The following is an 18,200-nucleotide window of genomic DNA, read 5'->3' on the forward strand; positions in this document are numbered from 1 at the left end:
CCTATTTATTAATATAAGCAAGAATTAATTGATATGTATTTTCTACTGCTTGCATATGTGTTCTTTCCATACCATGAGAAGCATGAACACCAGGACCAATCAAAGCGCCTTTGATATTTTGTCCACCTCTCAATGCAGCTGAAACATCGCTGCTGTAAAATGGATAAACATCAACGGCATATTGAAGATTTTGAGCTTTCGCAAGTTCTATGAATGTAGATGTGATTTCATAATCATAAGGACCACTTGAATCTTTAGCACAGATACTGACATCATATTCACTACATGATAAATCTTGACCAATGCATCCCATATCTACCGCAATCAATTCATCTACATGATGATCAATATAACTGCTGCCATGACCTACTTCTTCAAAAGTGGAAATCATAAAATAAAGATTATGTTTTGGTTGAATATGATTTTGTGAAAGATGTTTTAAAACACCAAAAAGAATCGCAACACTCATTTTATCATCTAAGAATCTTGATTTAATAAATCCTGAATCTGTGATTGTTGTTTTAGGATCAATCGCAATATAATCCCCATTACAGATACCTAATTGTTGCACATCTTCTTTTGTCTTCATTTTTTCATCAATACGAATATGCATTGTATCACATGTTCTTTCTTTGTTTTTAGCATCTTCATAAACATGCGCAGCAGGTGAATTAGAAAGAATCGTTCCTGTATATATTTGTTGATTTCTTGTGATGATACGACAATATTCACCATCTAGTGTTGGAATAATAGGACCACCAACATTTGTAAATGCTAGAGTTCCGTTATCTTTGATACTTCTTACCATTAATCCTAAAGTATCAACATGTGCACAAAAACCAACAGTATAGTCATCTTGACCATTTACAAAAATCTGTAAATTCCCTTTATTTGTCAGTTTTGTTTCAAATCCTAAATTTTGAGCTTCTTTTTGACAGTATTGAATCACTTCTTTTGTATATCCAGAAGGACTATCAATAGCCATAATATCTTTTAAAATAGAAAGTATGTATTCGTTCATAAATTTTCTCCTTCTTCTTGATGTGCTGCATCTATAATTTGAGATAAAGTAATTTCTTTTAATTTTTGCTTATATTGATTTTCTGCAGCATTTAAATAATCAACAATAAAATCCTCAGTTTCTTTCACTTTTAAATGAGAATCAAAAACTTTATCTACTAAGTGTGTCGTTTTCACAAAAGGCTCCTTTCCTTCCATAGCCTCAAATATATCTAATAATGATATACAATCGAGTGATTTAGTTAAAACAAAACCACCACGTTTATTAGCCATAGATTGAATCAAACCAGAAACAACAAGCTGTCTGGTGATTTTTTTAAGATAAGAATCTGATACTAATAATTTTTCACTCAGTTCATGACTTTTAATTGGTTTATCATTTGCACCAACTAAAAGTAATATACAAATGGCCTGTTCAAAACTTTTTCTAATCTTCATATTAATCACCTTCTTCTCTATTTTAGCAGAAAATACTTTTTTTGTATCTAAAAGAGTTGACAAATATATGGAAATTTATATAATACATCATAGATATTATATATCCATGGATATATAATATCTAAAGTTAATCAAGAAAGAAGGAGTATTATGCTTAAACAAGAATGGAAAAATATTTTTCATCACACTTGGATAAAAGTTGTACTGGTTGCAATCATTTTGATTCCAAGTTTATATGCGTGTATCTTTTTAGGGTCAATGTGGGATCCTTACGGAAATACGGATAAAATACCAGTTGCTGTAGTCAACCATGATCAAGCGGTTGATTATGGGAATTCAACTTTGAATGTTGGAGAAGAATTGGTTGATCGTCTGCAAGAGAATCAAAGTATGAATTTTCAATGTGTAGATGAAGGAAAAGCACAGGATGGTTTAAAGAACGGTCAATATTATATGATTATAAGTATTCCTGAAGATTTTTCAAAAAATGCAACGACGCTTTTAGATCAACAACCACAAAAGATGAAACTTCAATATATAACAAATCCAGGAAGTAATTATATTGCTTCAAAGATGGATGATTCAGCTATTGAAAAAATAAAAGAAGAAGTTTCTCAAACAGTAACGAAAACATATGCGAAAACTATCTTTGAACAAGTGGGAACATTAACAGATGGATTGAAAGAAGCACAGGATGGAACGAGTCAATTAGTAGATGGTTCGCAACAATTAACAGATGGAAATCAACTTATTTCAGATAATCTTCAAGTTTTAGCAAGCAGTTCATTAACATTTGATGATGGTGTTCAAACACTTAGCCAGGGGTTAAAAGATTATACAGATAGTGTATTGACTGTTCATGATGGCGTTTATTCCTTAAAAACAGGTTTAGATACATTCAATGATTCAACAAAACCATTAAATGATGGTGTTCAACAGCTTGCAACGGGTTCTTCTTCATTGAATGAAGGTCTCCAAAAATATACAAATGGTGTTTTACAAACTTATCAGGGGACACAGAAACTTATTGAAAACAATGAAGCATTAAATAATGGAATAGATAGCCTCAATCAAGGTGTTCATCAGCTTGTTGATGGAAATAAGCAAGTCTTACAAGGCTTAACACAGTTGGATCAACAATTAAAAAATAATTTATCATCTGATAATATGAATAAAATATCTTCAGCAAATCAAGCAAATGATTCTTTGAATCAGGCAACAACATTATTAAATCAAATACTTACTACAAATCCAACCATTGCTCAGACATGGATGAATAGGTCATTGAGCATGGATGAAGCTAATCTTATTGCTAAGGATAATCAAACTGCTCAATATTTATTAACGCATTATTCATATACAGAATTGGTAAAAACTGTCACAAGTGGAAATCAAGAAGCAATTCATCAATTAAGTTCAGGATTAACACAAGTTTATGAGAATACACAGAAATTAGAAGCAGGAAGTCAAAAAGTACAAACAGGATTAGAATCTTTAAATAATTCAGTAGAAGAAACATTGAAACCTGGCTTTGAAACTTATATGAACGGTGTAACACAAGTCTATGGTGGCTTAGAAACACTGAATAGTCAAAGTCAAGCGTTATTAGATGGGGGTCAACAAATGAATGATGGGCTATTAGCTCTTCAAAAACAGACACCAGCACTTATCGATGGCATTCAACAATTAGATCAAGGAGCAAAAGCATTATATGAAGGAACTTCAAAAATCGTATCCAATAATGATACATTAATAAGCGGCTCTGCTAAGTTAAGTGACGGTTCTACCCAAATCAAAGATGGATCACAACAGTTAAGTGATGGCTCTCAAACATTGGGTTCAGGTTTACAGACATTACAAAATGGACTCGAAACTTTAGATGAAAGTTTAGCTGATGGTGTAAAAAAAGCAAGTCTTGATATCGATGATAAGACTTTAGATATGATGTCAGCTCCTGTAGAGACATCACATCAAGAGATTTCAGTTGTAGAAAATAATGGGCATGCGATGGCACCCTATATGATGAGCGTAGCATTATATGTTGCTGCATTGGCTTTGACATTGATGTATCCAATCAGAGAAGGTATAAACCAAGCTTCATCACCTGTCAAATATTGGTTATCAAAAGCCTCTGTTATGTATAGTATTTCTACATTAGCAGCAATCGTTTTAATTACAAGTTTGAGGTGGATATGTGGTTTTGAACCTCAACAATTATTGATGACATATCTTTTCGCAATTATTGTTTCTGCAGCATTTATGTCACTTGTGATGTTGTTATCACTCACAACTGGGTATATTGGAGAATTCTTACTACTCATTTTTATGATTATCAATCTTGGTGGATCAGCAGGAACATATCCATTAGAAACATCAAGTCTCTTTTATCAAGTGATTCATCCATTTGTACCTTATACTTATAGTGTGAATGGATTTAGAAAAGTCATTAGTATGGCTAATGCATCCATATCAACAGAAATGATTGTTTTTGTAGGTATATTTATCATTTGTTCATTATTAACAAATCTTTATTATCGTTTTAAAAATAAAGAAGATAAACATCTTATACCTGAAGCTTTTGAAAAAGTGAATGAATAAGAAAGGAAAGACTTACATGAATATCTAACAATGTAAGTCTTTTATATTATAAAATACTTGACTAAGTCAATTAAATGGTATATATTTGACTTAGTCAAGTAAACAGGAGGGATTTATGACTGATTCATTTGCATTTTATATAACGCTTTTAAGAAAGCAATTTACAAAATATTGTAGTGAGCGATTAAATGAAATAGGTGTAAGTTATGGTCAATTATATATCATTATTTATATTGGTAAAAAAGGGTCATGTTCGCCTAGTGAAATCTCGCAGGCTTTAAAATTAGATGCTGGTCATTTGAATCGTACAATCAATAAACTTGTAGATAATGGTTTTTTAATACAAAAACCAAATGAAAAAGACAAACGTGCAAAAATATTATGTTTGACTTTGGAAGGTGAAAATGTTTTTCATTTTAGCCAAGATTTATTTCATGAATGGGATGAACAAATATTAAAGTCATTAAGTTATGATGAACGCCAACAGATGATCAACATATTAAAGAAAATCACAAGAGAAGGAGAATAGATTTGGAAAAGAAGACAAAGATATGGTTGCTTGTTGCAATAGCCATCTGTGCACTTACAACATGTATAAATGTTGTTGAAGCAAGATGGATAAGTGTTGTTTTAGCAATAGTTGCTATTATAGGATTAATTGAGCTACTGTTGAGAAATGACAAACGTGGATTTTATTTAACATGTATATGTTATGTATTTTCATTTATATATAGTGTTATTAGTAGTATAGGAAGTTCACAAATGATTATTTATATAGTGATGTCATTTGTGGGTAGTGTTTTTATTCCAGGTATTACAGCTATGTTTTTAGTTAAAGATAAAATATTAAGGAGATAAGGAGAAACAATATGAAAGAATTAAATCATTTTATGAGTGTATTAACAGGAAATTTTGATAATCAGGAACAATTTGAACAAAAAGAAAAAGCAGGAATTGCTTATCCATATGCGCGTCATGTCAATACGATCTGTAATGATAAGATAACAGATCTTCCAGATGATTTTCAGGGAATTTTTATGGTTGAAGAAAGTTATTATACGATGGATGGACAAACACGTGCGACACCACATTTGTTTTTATTCACTCAAGAAGGACAAGATGTTCAATTAACATCTTATGAATTACCTGATGGATATGATAAAGATAGTTTTACGTATCAGCAAATGAAAGAAGTATCTTATAAAAGATTAAATTTATCAGAAAAATTTACACCAGCGATTTATCATTACACTGGGAAAGTATGGGAAGGTGGAAGTGACAGTATGTTTTCACCGGTATTAAAATTTCATTTATTTGAAAGATTTTGTGAAGATTATTTAGAAGTTGATGAATCAATGGAAGTTCGTGGAAAAAAAGTATTTGGATTTGACGAACCGATAATTTACAAGAGAAAATAAATATCTCTATATATATGATTATTTCTATAAATTCTGTATATTCTTAGAATCTTTGTCCATGCTATGTATGTGGAGGTAAGAATATGAAGAAAATTTTAGTTTTGCTTTTATGTATGTCATTCTTTACTGGATGTAGCAGTCAGACAGATACACCAAACGATACAGCAAATAACAATCGTTCAACTGAAAATGTCACAGAAAATGAAAACAACAACAATAATACGACAATGAATCAAACAGATGATTGGTATACGCGATTTGAAAATGGACTTAAGGAAGGAAATATTACTTATTCATCTAAGAATGTATTAGATGCAACAAGTGTTGGTGGTGTAGAAGGATATCGCTATGTAACAGATAATGGAAACATTGATGTGTATCGTTATGAAGATGGTGATGAATTCAATCGTATTATGAGTGAAAAGACAATTGGTGATGATAAGAAAAAAGTAGAAGTGAATGATCATATGGTTATTGTGTCAGATGGTCTATCAGAAGATGTATTAGATGTTTTTAGAAATTTAAAATAAATGTATGAGTCTTGTAGAAATACAGGACTTTTTATATGGCATTATGATATGATGATTTGATGATAAAAAAACTTACAGCATCACGCTGTAAGCTTCAACTATAATAAGTCCAGCAATTCTCTTAAATCCTGAATGATATAGGTGATATTCATATCCTGAGGCTCTTCAATGCAATGAGGATTATACCAGCAAGTATCAATACCTACATTGATACCACCTTGGATATCACTAGATAGAGAATCGCCAATAATTAAAGTTTGATCTAAATCTATGTTTTTCATCTTTTTAAAGCAGTAATCAAAGTATTCTCGAGTTGGTTTTTGATAACCAATATCTTCTGATACAAAAATATCTTGAAAATATTGATCAATATGTGTTCCTTTTAAACGACTATATTGAGTTTTAGATACACCATTTGTTACAACGTATAATGGATATTTTTGATAAAGCTTTTCAAGTATATCTCTAGCATGAGGCAAAAGAAAATATCCTTCACCTAAAGCATCCTGATAATCATCTTCAAAAACAATGCCATCTTCATCAATACCAAATTCTTGAAATAATTGAACAAAACGTGTATAAACAATTGTTTTTTTATCAATGAGTCCATTCTCAAAATCTTTCCATAACTGTTTATTGATTTGTTCATATCTTTGATTCATCTGTTCAGTGAGGACAATATTATATTTTTGAAATGTATTGATAAGTGCCTGTTCTTCTGCTTTGTTGAAATCTAACAAAGTTCCATCTACATCAAATAACAAATATTTATATTTTTTCATGATATCAACCCCTTGTCACCATATTATACTGATAAAAGTGCTTTATTGACAATGAAAAATGATAAAAATATAGTATAATGAATATGGTGAAGAAGAATGAAGAAAAAAATCAAAGAAGTGATTGTTGTAGAAGGAAAAACAGACACAGCAGTGATTCAAAAATTATTTGATGCAGATACAATAGAAACACATGGTTTAGCTTTAGATGAAGCAACATTGGACTTGATTGAGGAATTAGAAAAAACAAGAGGAGTTATTATTTTGACTGATCCTGATTATCCTGGTATGCGTATTCGAAATATGATTATGGAAAGAGTTCCTCATGTTAAGCAGGCTTTTGTAGATAAAAAAGATGCTATTGGAAAAAAGAAATTGGGGATTGCTGAAGCAAGAGAAGAAGCCATTATACAGGCATTAGAAAATGTTGTGAGCTTTTCTAAAGAAAGTCAATCATTGACATGGGAAGAATTTATTTCTTTAGATATTATTGGTGATAAACAAAAAAGATTGGCTATTTATGATTTGTTTCATCTAGGTTATGGAAATGCGAAAACATTATTCAAAAGATTAAATATGGCATCCATTACAAAACAAGATATTCTTAATAAATTAAAAGCATATAACCTTCAATGATTATATGCTTATTTTTATGCGTTTTTAATAAGATTGATTTTTTTCACTTGTGAAACACCAGTGATAACTCTGCTTTGACTTAAAGCCTTCCATACAGGAAGAGTGATACAAAAATCAATAGAGCTGTGAATAATAGTTCCTAAGCCTACTAAACCAAAAATCATATAACAGAACATTTGGATATCCATTCCATTTCCATAATAGAAAGGAATCACAATAATCATTTCTCCAATGGCATGAATCAATGCAATCACAATATTAAACTGTAATGTTTTGATTGGTTTTTCAAAGATTTGTGGATTCTTTTGCGCATATTTTGCACCTAAATAAGCCCAAATGACATGAGTAAGAGCTCTCATGACAACAACAAATGGAAAACCTGCCATAAAGAAACCAAGTGTTGTTCCTAAAGCAACAGCAATGGCTACTGCTGGACTAATAAAGATGGCTATCATGACCGCAACATGTGAAGCTAAGGTAAAAGACATTGGTCCAACAATAATTTTAGGCATTAACATAGGAATGACTGTTCCTACAGCAATTAATAATGAAGCTAAAACGAGTACTTGCATATGTTTATGTGATTTCATATTTCTACATCTCCTTGTCAATTAATGTGTCAAGACACATGTTATGACCTATTATATTCAAAAAAGAAAATGTGTCAATAAAAAAAGAAGAATTAAATCTCCTTCTTAAATAAATATCCTTTTTCATCTAACGCACTGACAATACGTTGATATGTGTCTTCATTTGGACATTGAATCGTGTGTAAATGCAAACCATCAGTTAATTGACTTAAAGGTTTAGCCTGATTGTTATTGACTTTTTTTATAAATTGATCAACATCATAACGAGATGATAAATGTAATTTACCAGTGAGTTGTCCATAGACAGGATGATCCACAATAACATCAATAGCACATCCACCTAAATCCACAATCGTATATAATTCATCAGCCATTTGTTCTTGAGAGTGATTGACCGCAATGGTATAAGTTTGATTTTGTTGTTTAGAATCTAATATATAACCTCTTGGTGTCGCAATAATATTGGTTCCACTGGCACGTATTAATGCCACATCACCGACAATGATTTGTCTGGAAACGCCAAGTTTTTTGGCCAGTGTAGATGCTGATATAGGCTTATCGCTTTTTTTGATTTCTTCAATAATTTTCTCTTTTCTATCCATAATGTTTTACCTCACAACAAATTATAAATGATTTCAACTCTAAAATAAAGTAGAATAAGTCTATAAGATGTCGTTGGTGTCATATCTATTTACAATGGTATAAAAAGGCATAAAATGAAAAGTGAAAGGAGAGAGGAAATATGAAAAAAACATTTCTATCCAAATTAAAACCGTTTCTTGGCACTTTTCAATTGCATTTAGATGAAAACACAGAATTTGATTATTTTATTGTTTTTAAAAATACAGATAATATTTCTTTGAAAGTATTCAATCAAATGGGAAGATGGACTCATTATGGTCAAAAATCAGTGAGAGGTTGGTCCTCTTTATCTAAAGAACAAATCAAAGCATTTGTTGTGGAGCATTTGAACTGTCAAGATGATGAATTTGAAGTTTTCAATGCTCATAATGAATTATTTAGAATGAGATTTTAAATTGATATGGAAAAGGAGAGATGACTTATGAAATATGTTGTTGGTAAACCTAAGTTAAAAACAGCTTTTACAGTATTAGTGGCTATTTGTTTTGTTGGATTGACATTATGTATGAGTACAGCTTGGCAAGGTATGAATATTGTGGGAGTTATCATTATTTTGATAGGTGTATTTATTGTTTTTCCAGGTATCAGTTATTGTGAACTGATGTGGAAAGTTAATCAAAAGACACTACAATATACTTATCATGATAATATGTTGATGAAGATTTCGTCTTTCTTTAAACATCTTTTGCATACGCATCGTTTAGAATATCAAATGACAATAGAACTCAGTCAGATTGATTATATCGCTATCACATATGCGAAAGTTCCACGTTTACCTTATGGAGCCATTGGTTATGATGTCTGGTTTCATGTGCATATGTATGATGGCTCTATATATAGCTTTATAGCTTTAACATTATCAGGCAGAAAGGATTTTAATCAGGCTGTAGATTTTATGAAGGAACAAGGTATTCATTTTAAAGATGGTTATCATATCTTGGATGCGTTACATTCTCATGAACATCTTTCTTATTACTTAGAAAGAATAGATAAGGAGCAATCAAAATGATTAGAGTCAGCATTTCTTCAAAAAATAATCAAGTGATTCAACAATCATTTGAAAAGTTCTTTCAAAAAGAACAGTTAGAATATCAAATTGTTCCTTATTCAAAAAATACGCATCAGGATATTTATATTTTTGAAATTCACCAAAGAGAAGATTTAAAACTGATTGAAGATCAACCGCATTTTGATTATGCATTGTACTATGTGATTGGTCCTAAAGACTATGATTTGATTAGTGAATGTATGAGATTAAAAGTGAATCTTTATTTTTCAAAAGAGTCATTAACAGAAGACTTCAAAAAGTATGAAGCGACTATGCTTCATGATATTCAGGATAAATTTCAATACTATCAATACCAGAGAAATGGAATTATATCTCAAATTCGTTTATCACATATCTATTATGTAGAATCATTAAGACATTCTATTATTATTCATTCTATTAATGGCACAATGGTAGAAAGAAAAAACTTAAAAGCTTTTCTAGATACAATTCAATCATCACAGTTTATCCAAATTCATAAATCATTTATTGTCAATAAACAATGGATTCAAAATATTTTTTCTGATCATGTTTTATTAAAGAATGATGAAACATTACAAATTGGTAGAGCCTATAAAAGTCATATTCAATTATTATAAATTATAAAGACAAGGGATTGATATGTTTTGTATAAAAACGGATATGAGCATGACGGCTATTCAAAGATATATCAATAAAAAAGCTTCAAAAGGCTATTGTTTAAAATCAATCGTTCCATTTATATTATTTCCACCATTACATTTTCTGGTGTTTACTTTTAAAAAATCAGATAAAAAACAGATTGGATATCTTGTTGAATATCAAAGATTCGAAGATGATTCTTTAGAAAAGACATATATTCAAGATATGAAAGATCAGGGATGGACATTATTTACAAATGTGCCTGTCAGTTTTAGAAATAGCGGTGAATTTATTTTTTATACAGATCAAGCTTCATTAATATCACAGATAAAAGTCACAAGAGAAGATTTGATAAGAGATGCACAATTACAATTTCAACATGGTTGTATTTTAGCTTGTTTATTTGTTATCTTTTTTTCAATCTTTCCCCTTTCAAATTATACAAATACTTTTCTAGGATTTGTATCTCATTATTTCTTTTTGATTATAGCATTAGCGACAATTCTATATGCATCTATTAAATATATTTTAATCAAAAAATCAATTCTCAAATAATGTGGAGTTGAAGTCAGTTTTAAAAATGTATCATTCAAAACTTTGGGTTAAGATTGATACTTTTTTGATTGCTTGAAATAGGTTGCTTTTCTTTTAGATGAAATTAGATTATAATAAGTTTTAGGTGAGAGAATGAAAGATATAGCAAAAAAAGCGAATACAATGTATTTATTAGAAAAATACAATATGAAAGCCACAAAGAAGTTTGGACAAAATTTCTTAATAGATTTAAATGTCATTCAAAAAATTGTGGCTTGTACGCCTATTGATCAACAAACTTGTGTTATTGAAATTGGTCCAGGAATAGGAGCTTTAACAGAACAATTGTCTTATCAGGCGGGACATGTTGTGAGCTATGAAATTGATACAAGATTAAAAGCTGTTTTAGAAGAATCATTAAATGAATGTTTAAATGTAGAGATTATTTTTCAAGATTTTTTAACAGTTGATTTAAAACAAATAGTTAATCATTATAGACAACAATATTCAAAGATTTGTATTGTAGCAAATCTACCATACTATATTACATCAGATATTTTAGAACATATTATCACTTCTCAGGCTAATGTTGATAGTATACATGTTATGGTTCAAAAAGAAGTGGCACTGAAATTAACAGATGCATCTTATCATAGTCCATTAACTTTTATGATTGAAAGTATAGGTCAAGCTTCTTTAGATATGACAGTTTCTAAAAATGTATTTTCACCTGCTCCAAGAGTAGATAGTGCAATTTTATCTATTATGATGGAAAAGACATATAACCCACTTTTAACACAGATTTTAAAACAGGCTTTTACACAAAAAAGAAAAACAATCTATAATAATTTAAAAGGATTGTTTTTAGAAAATACAGAAAACATATTAAATGAATGTGGTATTGATTTGAAAAAAAGACCAGAACAATTAAGTGTTGAAGATTATATAAAACTCACACATTATTTATAAATTCATATGATATATGGGTGAGGTTTATGAAAATTGGAGATTATGTTGTCAGGAAAAAATATAATCGTGATATATTATTTGAGATTTTTGATATTAAAGATAATATTTATTATTTAAGAGGTGTGGAACTGAGATTGATTGCAGATAGTGAGTTGGATGATTTAGAGTTGAGTGAAGTTCAGCCACAGCTAGAAGATGGCTTTGTGATGGAAAGACATCCAGTGATTAGAGGAAAAGTTTTACATCTTGATGGTGATGAAAAATATTTGAAGATGTGTCAAAAGAAATATGAGGAATTAAAGATTAGGGCTGATTGTTATTATATGAAAGAAAGTGAGATGCCTGATCGAGTGATAGAATTATTAGAGAAACACAAGCCTCAGATTTTAGTCATTACTGGACATGATGCATTAAGAAAGAATGCCGATAAAAGTATAGGACAGAATTATCAACATTCTTTAGATTATATGGCAGCAGTGAAAAAAGCACGTTTATATCAAAGTGATAAAGATGCTTTAATTATTATTGCTGGGGCATGTCAATCTTATTATGAAATGTTACTGGCGAGTGGAGCTAACTTTGCTTCCAGTCCTAAACGTATGAATATTCATGCTTTAGATCCTGTTTATATTGCCAGTCTGGTTGCTAATGAGAGTGTGAGAAATTATTGTGATATTGAAGATATTATCAATCATACATCGCATAAACAAAGTGGTATGGGTGGTATTGATACAAGAGGTGTCGCAAGAAAAATATATCCAACGAGAGGATGAGAGAAATGAAAATAAGAGCTTATGCAAAGGTCAATTTAGCATTAGATGTTGTCAGAAAAAGAGAAGATGGGTATCATGATTTAGAGATGATCATGGCACCTATTACATTACATGATTTAATTTATATTGAAAAGATTGATCATGGTATTCAAATTACTGCAAATACCAATCGTATGCCAACTGATCAAAGAAATATCATGTATAAAGTTGCACAGTTACTCATAGAACGTTATCAAATTCCTTATGGAGTCAAGATTCATATTTATAAACATATTCCTACACAAGCAGGACTCGCTGGAGGAAGTGGGGATGGTGCAGCTGTTTTAAAAGCGATGAACCAAATCTTTCAATTGAATTTATCATTGGAAACATTAGCTGATATTGGTAAAGAAGTAGGAGCAGATATACCATTTTGTATTTATGAAAAAACAGCTTTAGTGAAAGGAATTGGAGAAAAGCTTGAATTTATTTCAAAAGATTTTCATTGTTATGTACTGTTGGTTAAACCTAAAAAAGGAGTATCAACAAAAAAATCATTTGGTATGTTAGATTTAAAAAATGCTGAGCATCCTCCAATCATGGATATGAAAGAAGCTATTGAAAATAATGACTATCAGGGGGTTGTCAAATGTTTAGGAAACACTCTAGAAGAACCATCTTTAAAGATAGTCCCTGATATATTAAAAATTAAAGAAGAAATGAAAGAATTAGGGTTTGATGGCGCTTTAATGTCTGGAAGTGGTTCTTGTGTATTTGGTTTAACTCAAGATCAGGAGTTGTTAGAAAAAGGGTATCAGTTCTTTTTGAATAGATATGCTTTTGTCAGAAAAACAGAGATTTTAAATAAGGATTCACTGAAGTTATAAACAACTAACTTTTGTTTTTGTAAAAAAGTATGGAAAAATATGGGTATGAACATAAGTATTTCCCTGTTTCCTCTTTTTTTTTATATATTTTTTTGTTAGAATAGTGGCGATAAGGAGAGAAAAAAATGAAAGTATATGCTATTGTATTGGCTGCTGGTAAAGGCACAAGAATGAAGTCTGATAAACCAAAAGTAGTACATGAAGTATTATATAAGCCAATGATTAATCATGTTGTAGATGAATTAAAGGCTTTAGGTGTAGATGAAACAATTGTGATTGTTGGTCACGAAGCTGATCAAGTGAAAGCAATTGTGGATGATGTCACTTTTGTTGATCAAACAGAACAACTTGGTACAGGTCATGCTGTATTGCAGGCTAAAGATATTTTAGCTAATCGAGATGGAATGACTCTTGTTTTATGTGGTGATGCACCATTGATTCGTAAAGAAACATTAAAAGAATTTATTGCGTATCATCAAGAACATCATAATCAGGCAACAATTATGAGTGCTGATTGTGATCCAAGTACGCATTATGGAAGAATTATTAAAGAAAATGGTCAAGTCACAGGAATTGTGGAATTTAAAGATTTATTAGAAAGTCAAAAAGATATTACAGAAATGAATACTGGAGAATATTGTTTTGACAATAAAGCATTATTTGAAGCATTAAGTCAAGTGACAAATGATAATGCACAAAATGAGTATTATTTGACTGATGTTATTGGAATCATGAATCATCAAGGTTTAAAAGTAGATGCTTATAAGATTGATGATTTTGATGAAGTTGGTGGTATTAATGATCGCGTAGCATTAGCTCAGTCAACACAGTTTTTAAGAGATCGTATTAATCGTGAACATCTTTTAAATGGAGTGACGATTGTTGATCCATCTAATACGTATATTGGTAGAGATGTTGTGATTGGACACGATACAATTATTGAACCAGGATGTATTATTAAAGGGAAAACAGTGATTGGAAGTCATTGTCATATTGGACCATATTGTGAATTTACAAATATGGAAATTAAAGATAATGTTGAAATTAAATTCTCTGTTTTAAGTGATTCAATTATTGAAAGTGGTGTAGATATTGGACCATATGCAAGATTGAGAACAAATTGTCATATTCATGAGAATGCACATTTAGGTAACTTTGTAGAAATGAAAAAAGCTGACTTTGGTGCAGGAAGCAAGGCTTCACATTTAACTTATGTAGGAGATGCTCAGGTTGGTCAAGATGTTAACTTTGGTTGTGGAACAATTACATCTAACTATGATGGTAAAAATAAATCACTCACAAAGATTGAAGATAATGTCTTTATTGGATGTAATACCAATTTAGTAGCTCCTGTCACAGTGAGAAAGAACGCATATATTGCAGCAGGATCAACAATTACTAAAGAAGTTGATGAAGATGCGATGGCAATTGCGAGAGCTAGACAGGAAAATAAACAAGGTTATAGTAAGATATTAAAAGAAATACGTGAAAAAGAATACGAAAGACGAAATAAAAATAAAAAATAAGGAGAATATGGGGTAAAAATGAAAAATAACATAACAATATTTGCTTTATCATCTAATCAGGAATTAGCTCATTCAATGGCTGATATTTTAGGGACAGAAGTTGGGAAAAGTAAAGTTCATCATTTTGCAGATGGTGAAATTTTAGTTGAAATTGAAGAATCAGTACGTGGAAAAGATGTCTTTATTGTACAATCAACATCAAATCCAGTGACTGAAAACTTAATGGAAATTTTAGTTTTAACTGATGCTTTAAAACGTGCATCAGCAAAAGAAATTACAGCAGTTATACCATATTTTGGTTATGCTAGACAAGATCGTAAGGCAAAACCAAGACAACCAATTACATCACGTTTAGTTGCTGACTTATTAACAGTAGCTGGGGTTGATAGAGTTGTGACAGTAGACTTACATGCACGTCAAATTCAGGGATTCTTTGATATTCCAGTTGATGAAATGGAAGCTTTACCTCTTATTTGTAGATATATTAAAAATAAAAATATTGAAGATTTATGTGTTGTATCACCAGATCATGGAGGAGCAACGCGTGCTAGAAAAATGTCAGAAGCATTGGATTGTCCAATTGCTATCATTGACAAAAGACGCCCTAAACCAAACGTTGCTGAAGTTATGGGTATTATTGGGGATGTTGCAGGTAAAAACTGTGTCTTAATTGATGATATGATTGACACAGCTGGTACAATTGTAGCTGGAGCACAAGTCTTAAAAGAAAAAGGTGCTAAAGATGTTTATATTGCTTGTACTCATGGTGTATTATCAGGACCGGCAGTAGATAGATTAAAAGATTGTGTCGCAAAAGAAGTTATTATTACAGATACAATTGCTATTCCAGAAGAAAAACGTTTTGATAAATTAGTACAAATCAGTGTAGCTGAATTATTAGCATATACAATTGAAAGTATTGAAAATGATTTACCTGTCAGTGATGTATTCCAACATTTTGATTTTAAGGGTGAATAGTGATTGATGGGAGATTGAAGAATCTCCTTTTTATTTTGTTATGAGAATTTGATTAAATAATTGTGAAATAGACATACTATAAATATGATGTTGGTGATTTCAACGTTTTTTGACAAATATTTATAGATTGGAATATTTCAAAAGAGTATAGAATGATGTTTGTTATAATGACAAATATATGGAATTGTGAATAAGAAAAATGTCGATAAAATGAGAATAAATAGTATTTGCTTTATTTAGAAATTTGACAAAGCTTTAAATATTTGTTATTATGCCTCAGGGTGATGGAGATGTATTTCAATACACATACACATTTAAATAGTGAACAATTGTATCCTAATAGAGATCAATTTATTCAAAATGCTTTAAATCATCAAGTCGAAAATATGGTTGTTGTAGGATATGATTTAGAGTCATCAAAGAAGGCTGTTGAGATAGCTCATGAGTATTCATTTATCTATGCAGCAGTCGGAATAAGTCCTAATGATTGTAAGGATACAACTGATGAAGATTTAAATGAAATTGAAAAATTGCTTCAAGACCCATGTGTAGTGGCTTTAGGAGAAATAGGTTTAGATTATTATTGGGAAGAAGTTCCTCATGAAAAGCAAAAAGATATTTTTGTAAAGCAAATTGAAATTGCTAAAAAATATCAAAAGCCCATTGTGATTCATGCTAGAGATGCCTATGAAGATACTTACAATATCTTAAAACAAACTGCACATTATGGCATTATGCATTGTTATAGTGGATCGGCTGAAATGGCAAAACGATATGTTGATATAGGTTTTGAAATATCGTTAGCTGGACCCGTGACATTTAAGAATGCAAAAGTCCCTAAGGAAGTTGCGAAATCAATTGATATAAATCATTTGATGATTGAAACGGACTGCCCTTATTTAACACCTCACCCATTTCGAGGAAAGTTGAATGAGCCAGCAAATGTTGTGTATATTGCCCAGGAAATAGCAAAGCTAAAGAACATGGAGATAGAAGACGTTGCTAGAATCACAACATTTAATGCCAAAAAAATGTTTGGGATTAAATAAGGAGGATATTTTATGTTAAACAAAGCTAAAGAGGCGATTGTCTCGGCTGATAGCCGAACAAAAGGAATTTTAGCAATGGCGGTTGTATACGTTGTTATTATGTTAGCAACTGTATCATCTGGAGCCGTCAATCAGATTACGAATTTTATTCCGACTGTAGACATTACATTAAAAGATGGATTGCAGGAAGAAAAAGATTATTTGGTCAAGCAGGATACAGTATCAAATGTCTTAAATGAATTGAATGTTGAGTTAGATACAAAAGATACTTTAAATAAAGATAAAGAAGAGATTGTTCAACAAGATGATTATATTGAAATCACAAGAGTTGAAACAAAAACAGTAGAAAAAATAGAGAAAATACCATACTCAACAAAAACCAAAGGTAGTGGAAGCTGGACAAAAACAGTTGTTCAAAAAGGAAAAGATGGAAAAGCAAAAAGAACTTATCTTTTCACTTATGCCAATGGAAAAGAAACAAATAAACAAATGATTAAAGAAGAAATTATTGAAAAGCCAGTGGATAAAATTATTCAATATGGTGGTGTTTTAAAAGGTACAACTTTTACAGGTAGATTGACAATATATGGTGGAGATTGTACAGGATGTGGAGGAACATCTTCATCTGGTGTGAAATTATCCCCAACGAGTGGAGTCAATAATACCAACTCACCTTACTTATATTATAAAGGAAAGAAATATTATTGTTTGGCTGCTGATCGATCTATTCCATTTGGAACTGTGATTAAGATTTCTAATCATAATTTAAATACAGCAGGGACTATTTATGGAATTGTTGTAGATCGTGGTGGTGCTATTAAGGGAAATAAAATAGATATTTTTAATGGTAGTGAAGGTTCTGGGAAAAGATATTTTGGTGGTGGCACCTCACATAATACTAAATTTGAAGTTGTTTCTCTTGGTAGTGGAAATGCAAATTTTTGGAGATAGGAAAACTATCTCTTTTTTTATTTGCTCTGTGAATTTTATAAGGGACTTATATTAAGGATAATAAAAAATAAAACGAAAAAAATGATGAAATCGCTTGCAAAAATAAATCTATAAGTATATCGTTAACTTCTACTAGAATTATACATCTATAATACAGAAATTGGAAAAATATTGATTATTTCGATGTTTTTCTCTTTTTTTATTAGACAGTATATGTTATAATAGATGTATAAA

22 protein-coding genes are annotated in these 18,200 nt (G+C 30.6%); 17 read left to right on the top strand and 5 right to left on the bottom strand.

From position 1 onward, the window contains the following. Position 1 precedes the first annotated feature (1 nt). The gene (locus tag B5E48_RS06165) at positions 2-1,021 is read right to left on the bottom strand and encodes a M42 family metallopeptidase (RefSeq protein ID WP_087304456.1); all 1,020 of its coding nucleotides are present in this window, start codon (positions 1,019-1,021) and stop codon (positions 2-4) included. Beyond that, a complete protein-coding gene (locus B5E48_RS06170; protein ID WP_087304457.1) occupies positions 1,018-1,458 on the bottom strand; it encodes an RrF2 family transcriptional regulator in 441 nt (146 codons plus the stop codon). The genes B5E48_RS06165 and B5E48_RS06170 overlap by 4 nt, the downstream gene beginning before the upstream one ends. 150 nt (positions 1,459-1,608) lie before the next feature. Here B5E48_RS06170 and B5E48_RS06175 point away from each other — a divergent pair, with 150 nt between their 5' ends. The 5 genes from B5E48_RS06175 to B5E48_RS06195 all read left to right on the top strand — a co-directional run bounded on the left by B5E48_RS06175 (position 1,609) and on the right by B5E48_RS06195 (position 6,004). Continuing rightward, positions 1,609-4,056 (top strand): YhgE/Pip domain-containing protein, encoded by a 2,448-nt coding sequence (locus tag B5E48_RS06175; RefSeq protein WP_087304458.1) that lies wholly within the window; start codon positions 1,609-1,611, stop codon positions 4,054-4,056. Positions 4,057-4,171: 115 nt separating this feature from the next. Beyond that, positions 4,172-4,585: a bilirubin utilization transcriptional regulator BilQ gene (bilQ, locus tag B5E48_RS06180; protein ID WP_087244649.1), complete on the top strand. Its 414-nt coding sequence runs from the start codon at positions 4,172-4,174 to the stop codon at positions 4,583-4,585. A gap of 2 nt (positions 4,586-4,587) precedes the next feature. Continuing rightward, positions 4,588-4,914, top strand: a complete 327-nt coding sequence (locus tag B5E48_RS06185; protein ID WP_087244648.1) for a hypothetical protein — start codon at positions 4,588-4,590, stop codon at positions 4,912-4,914. 11 nt (positions 4,915-4,925) lie between these two features. Continuing rightward, positions 4,926-5,474, top strand: a complete 549-nt coding sequence (locus B5E48_RS06190) for a hypothetical protein (protein WP_087244647.1) — start codon at positions 4,926-4,928, stop codon at positions 5,472-5,474. 83 nt (positions 5,475-5,557) lie between these two features. Further along, entirely contained in the window at positions 5,558-6,004 is a 447-nt protein-coding gene (locus B5E48_RS06195) for a hypothetical protein (RefSeq protein ID WP_087304459.1), read from the top strand. Positions 6,005-6,102: 98 nt separating this feature from the next. Here the strand turns inward: B5E48_RS06195 and B5E48_RS06200 are convergent, their stop codons facing one another. After that, positions 6,103-6,786, bottom strand: a complete 684-nt coding sequence (locus tag B5E48_RS06200; RefSeq protein ID WP_087304460.1) for a YjjG family noncanonical pyrimidine nucleotidase — start codon at positions 6,784-6,786, stop codon at positions 6,103-6,105. 96 nt (positions 6,787-6,882) lie between these two features. Here B5E48_RS06200 and rnmV point away from each other — a divergent pair, with 96 nt between their 5' ends. After that, positions 6,883-7,419: a ribonuclease M5 gene (gene rnmV, locus B5E48_RS06205; RefSeq protein ID WP_087244644.1), complete on the top strand. Its 537-nt coding sequence runs from the start codon at positions 6,883-6,885 to the stop codon at positions 7,417-7,419. Between the two features lie 14 nt (positions 7,420-7,433). Here the strand turns inward: rnmV and B5E48_RS06210 are convergent, their stop codons facing one another. After that, positions 7,434-8,009: a hypothetical protein gene (locus B5E48_RS06210; RefSeq protein WP_087304461.1), complete on the bottom strand. Its 576-nt coding sequence runs from the start codon at positions 8,007-8,009 to the stop codon at positions 7,434-7,436. A gap of 92 nt (positions 8,010-8,101) precedes the next feature. Beyond that, positions 8,102-8,611 (bottom strand): transcription repressor NadR, encoded by a 510-nt coding sequence (locus tag B5E48_RS06215; protein WP_087244642.1) that lies wholly within the window; start codon positions 8,609-8,611, stop codon positions 8,102-8,104. A 140-nt stretch (positions 8,612-8,751) separates the two neighbouring features. Here B5E48_RS06215 and B5E48_RS06220 point away from each other — a divergent pair, with 140 nt between their 5' ends. From B5E48_RS06220 to B5E48_RS06270, 11 genes are all read left to right on the top strand, one after another. Further along, a complete protein-coding gene (locus B5E48_RS06220; protein ID WP_087304462.1) occupies positions 8,752-9,045 on the top strand; it encodes a hypothetical protein in 294 nt (97 codons plus the stop codon). 27 nt (positions 9,046-9,072) lie between these two features. Further along, entirely contained in the window at positions 9,073-9,660 is a 588-nt protein-coding gene (locus tag B5E48_RS06225) for a hypothetical protein (RefSeq protein WP_087304463.1), read from the top strand. Next, positions 9,657-10,298, top strand: coding sequence for a LytR/AlgR family response regulator transcription factor (locus tag B5E48_RS06230; RefSeq protein WP_087304464.1), 642 nt, complete (start codon positions 9,657-9,659; stop codon positions 10,296-10,298). The genes B5E48_RS06225 and B5E48_RS06230 overlap by 4 nt, the downstream gene beginning before the upstream one ends. Positions 10,299-10,320: 22 nt before the next feature. Continuing rightward, complete coding sequence (locus B5E48_RS06235) at positions 10,321-10,875, top strand: DUF2812 domain-containing protein (protein WP_087304465.1); 555 nt, start codon at positions 10,321-10,323, stop codon at positions 10,873-10,875. A 132-nt stretch (positions 10,876-11,007) separates the two neighbouring features. Beyond that, positions 11,008-11,823, top strand: a complete 816-nt coding sequence (rsmA, locus tag B5E48_RS06240; protein ID WP_087304466.1) for a 16S rRNA (adenine(1518)-N(6)/adenine(1519)-N(6))-dimethyltransferase RsmA — start codon at positions 11,008-11,010, stop codon at positions 11,821-11,823. 26 nt (positions 11,824-11,849) lie between these two features. Beyond that, positions 11,850-12,596, top strand: a complete 747-nt coding sequence (locus tag B5E48_RS06245) for a sporulation peptidase YabG (protein ID WP_087244636.1) — start codon at positions 11,850-11,852, stop codon at positions 12,594-12,596. 5 nt (positions 12,597-12,601) lie between these two features. Next, entirely contained in the window at positions 12,602-13,462 is an 861-nt protein-coding gene (gene ispE / locus B5E48_RS06250) for a 4-(cytidine 5'-diphospho)-2-C-methyl-D-erythritol kinase (protein WP_087304471.1), read from the top strand. Positions 13,463-13,587: 125 nt separating this feature from the next. After that, positions 13,588-14,988: a bifunctional UDP-N-acetylglucosamine diphosphorylase/glucosamine-1-phosphate N-acetyltransferase GlmU gene (gene glmU / locus B5E48_RS06255; protein ID WP_087304467.1), complete on the top strand. Its 1,401-nt coding sequence runs from the start codon at positions 13,588-13,590 to the stop codon at positions 14,986-14,988. An 18-nt stretch (positions 14,989-15,006) separates the two neighbouring features. Then, positions 15,007-15,966, top strand: coding sequence for a ribose-phosphate diphosphokinase (locus tag B5E48_RS06260; protein WP_087304468.1), 960 nt, complete (start codon positions 15,007-15,009; stop codon positions 15,964-15,966). Between the two features lie 290 nt (positions 15,967-16,256). Next, the gene (locus B5E48_RS06265; protein ID WP_087304469.1) at positions 16,257-17,015 is read left to right on the top strand and encodes a TatD family hydrolase; all 759 of its coding nucleotides are present in this window, start codon (positions 16,257-16,259) and stop codon (positions 17,013-17,015) included. 12 nt (positions 17,016-17,027) lie between these two features. Beyond that, entirely contained in the window at positions 17,028-17,966 is a 939-nt protein-coding gene (locus tag B5E48_RS06270; RefSeq protein ID WP_087304470.1) for a G5 domain-containing protein, read from the top strand. The last annotated feature ends 234 nt before the right edge of the window (positions 17,967-18,200 follow it).

The organism is Massilimicrobiota sp. An105 (genome assembly GCF_002161155.1).
GTDB lineage: Bacteria > Bacillota_I > Bacilli_A > Erysipelotrichales > Coprobacillaceae > Allocoprobacillus > Allocoprobacillus merdigallinarum.

Excerpts from the sequence above, each read along its gene's own strand:
- B5E48_RS06230 (WP_087304464.1), top strand. The coding sequence starts at position 9,657 with ATGATTAGAGTCAGCATTTCTTCAAAAAATAATCAAGTGATTCAACAA.
- glmU (WP_087304467.1), top strand. The coding sequence starts at position 13,588 with ATGAAAGTATATGCTATTGTATTGGCTGCTGGTAAAGGCACAAGAATG.
- B5E48_RS06170 (WP_087304457.1), bottom strand. The coding sequence starts at position 1,458 with ATGAAGATTAGAAAAAGTTTTGAACAGGCCATTTGTATATTACTTTTA.
- B5E48_RS06210 (WP_087304461.1), bottom strand. The coding sequence starts at position 8,009 with ATGAAATCACATAAACATATGCAAGTACTCGTTTTAGCTTCATTATTA.
- rnmV (WP_087244644.1), top strand. The coding sequence starts at position 6,883 with ATGAAGAAAAAAATCAAAGAAGTGATTGTTGTAGAAGGAAAAACAGAC.
- ispE (WP_087304471.1), top strand. The coding sequence starts at position 12,602 with ATGAAAATAAGAGCTTATGCAAAGGTCAATTTAGCATTAGATGTTGTC.
- B5E48_RS06245 (WP_087244636.1), top strand. The coding sequence starts at position 11,850 with ATGAAAATTGGAGATTATGTTGTCAGGAAAAAATATAATCGTGATATA.
- B5E48_RS06215 (WP_087244642.1), bottom strand. The coding sequence starts at position 8,611 with ATGGATAGAAAAGAGAAAATTATTGAAGAAATCAAAAAAAGCGATAAG.
- B5E48_RS06195 (WP_087304459.1), top strand. The coding sequence starts at position 5,558 with ATGAAGAAAATTTTAGTTTTGCTTTTATGTATGTCATTCTTTACTGGA.
- B5E48_RS06225 (WP_087304463.1), top strand. The coding sequence starts at position 9,073 with ATGAAATATGTTGTTGGTAAACCTAAGTTAAAAACAGCTTTTACAGTA.
- bilQ (WP_087244649.1), top strand. The coding sequence starts at position 4,172 with ATGACTGATTCATTTGCATTTTATATAACGCTTTTAAGAAAGCAATTT.
- B5E48_RS06190 (WP_087244647.1), top strand. The coding sequence starts at position 4,926 with ATGAAAGAATTAAATCATTTTATGAGTGTATTAACAGGAAATTTTGAT.
- B5E48_RS06260 (WP_087304468.1), top strand. The coding sequence starts at position 15,007 with ATGAAAAATAACATAACAATATTTGCTTTATCATCTAATCAGGAATTA.
- B5E48_RS06175 (WP_087304458.1), top strand. The coding sequence starts at position 1,609 with ATGCTTAAACAAGAATGGAAAAATATTTTTCATCACACTTGGATAAAA.
- B5E48_RS06235 (WP_087304465.1), top strand. The coding sequence starts at position 10,321 with ATGTTTTGTATAAAAACGGATATGAGCATGACGGCTATTCAAAGATAT.
- rsmA (WP_087304466.1), top strand. The coding sequence starts at position 11,008 with ATGAAAGATATAGCAAAAAAAGCGAATACAATGTATTTATTAGAAAAA.
- B5E48_RS06270 (WP_087304470.1), top strand. The coding sequence starts at position 17,028 with ATGTTAAACAAAGCTAAAGAGGCGATTGTCTCGGCTGATAGCCGAACA.
- B5E48_RS06265 (WP_087304469.1), top strand. The coding sequence starts at position 16,257 with ATGTATTTCAATACACATACACATTTAAATAGTGAACAATTGTATCCT.
- B5E48_RS06220 (WP_087304462.1), top strand. The coding sequence starts at position 8,752 with ATGAAAAAAACATTTCTATCCAAATTAAAACCGTTTCTTGGCACTTTT.
- B5E48_RS06200 (WP_087304460.1), bottom strand. The coding sequence starts at position 6,786 with ATGAAAAAATATAAATATTTGTTATTTGATGTAGATGGAACTTTGTTA.
- B5E48_RS06165 (WP_087304456.1), bottom strand. The coding sequence starts at position 1,021 with ATGAACGAATACATACTTTCTATTTTAAAAGATATTATGGCTATTGAT.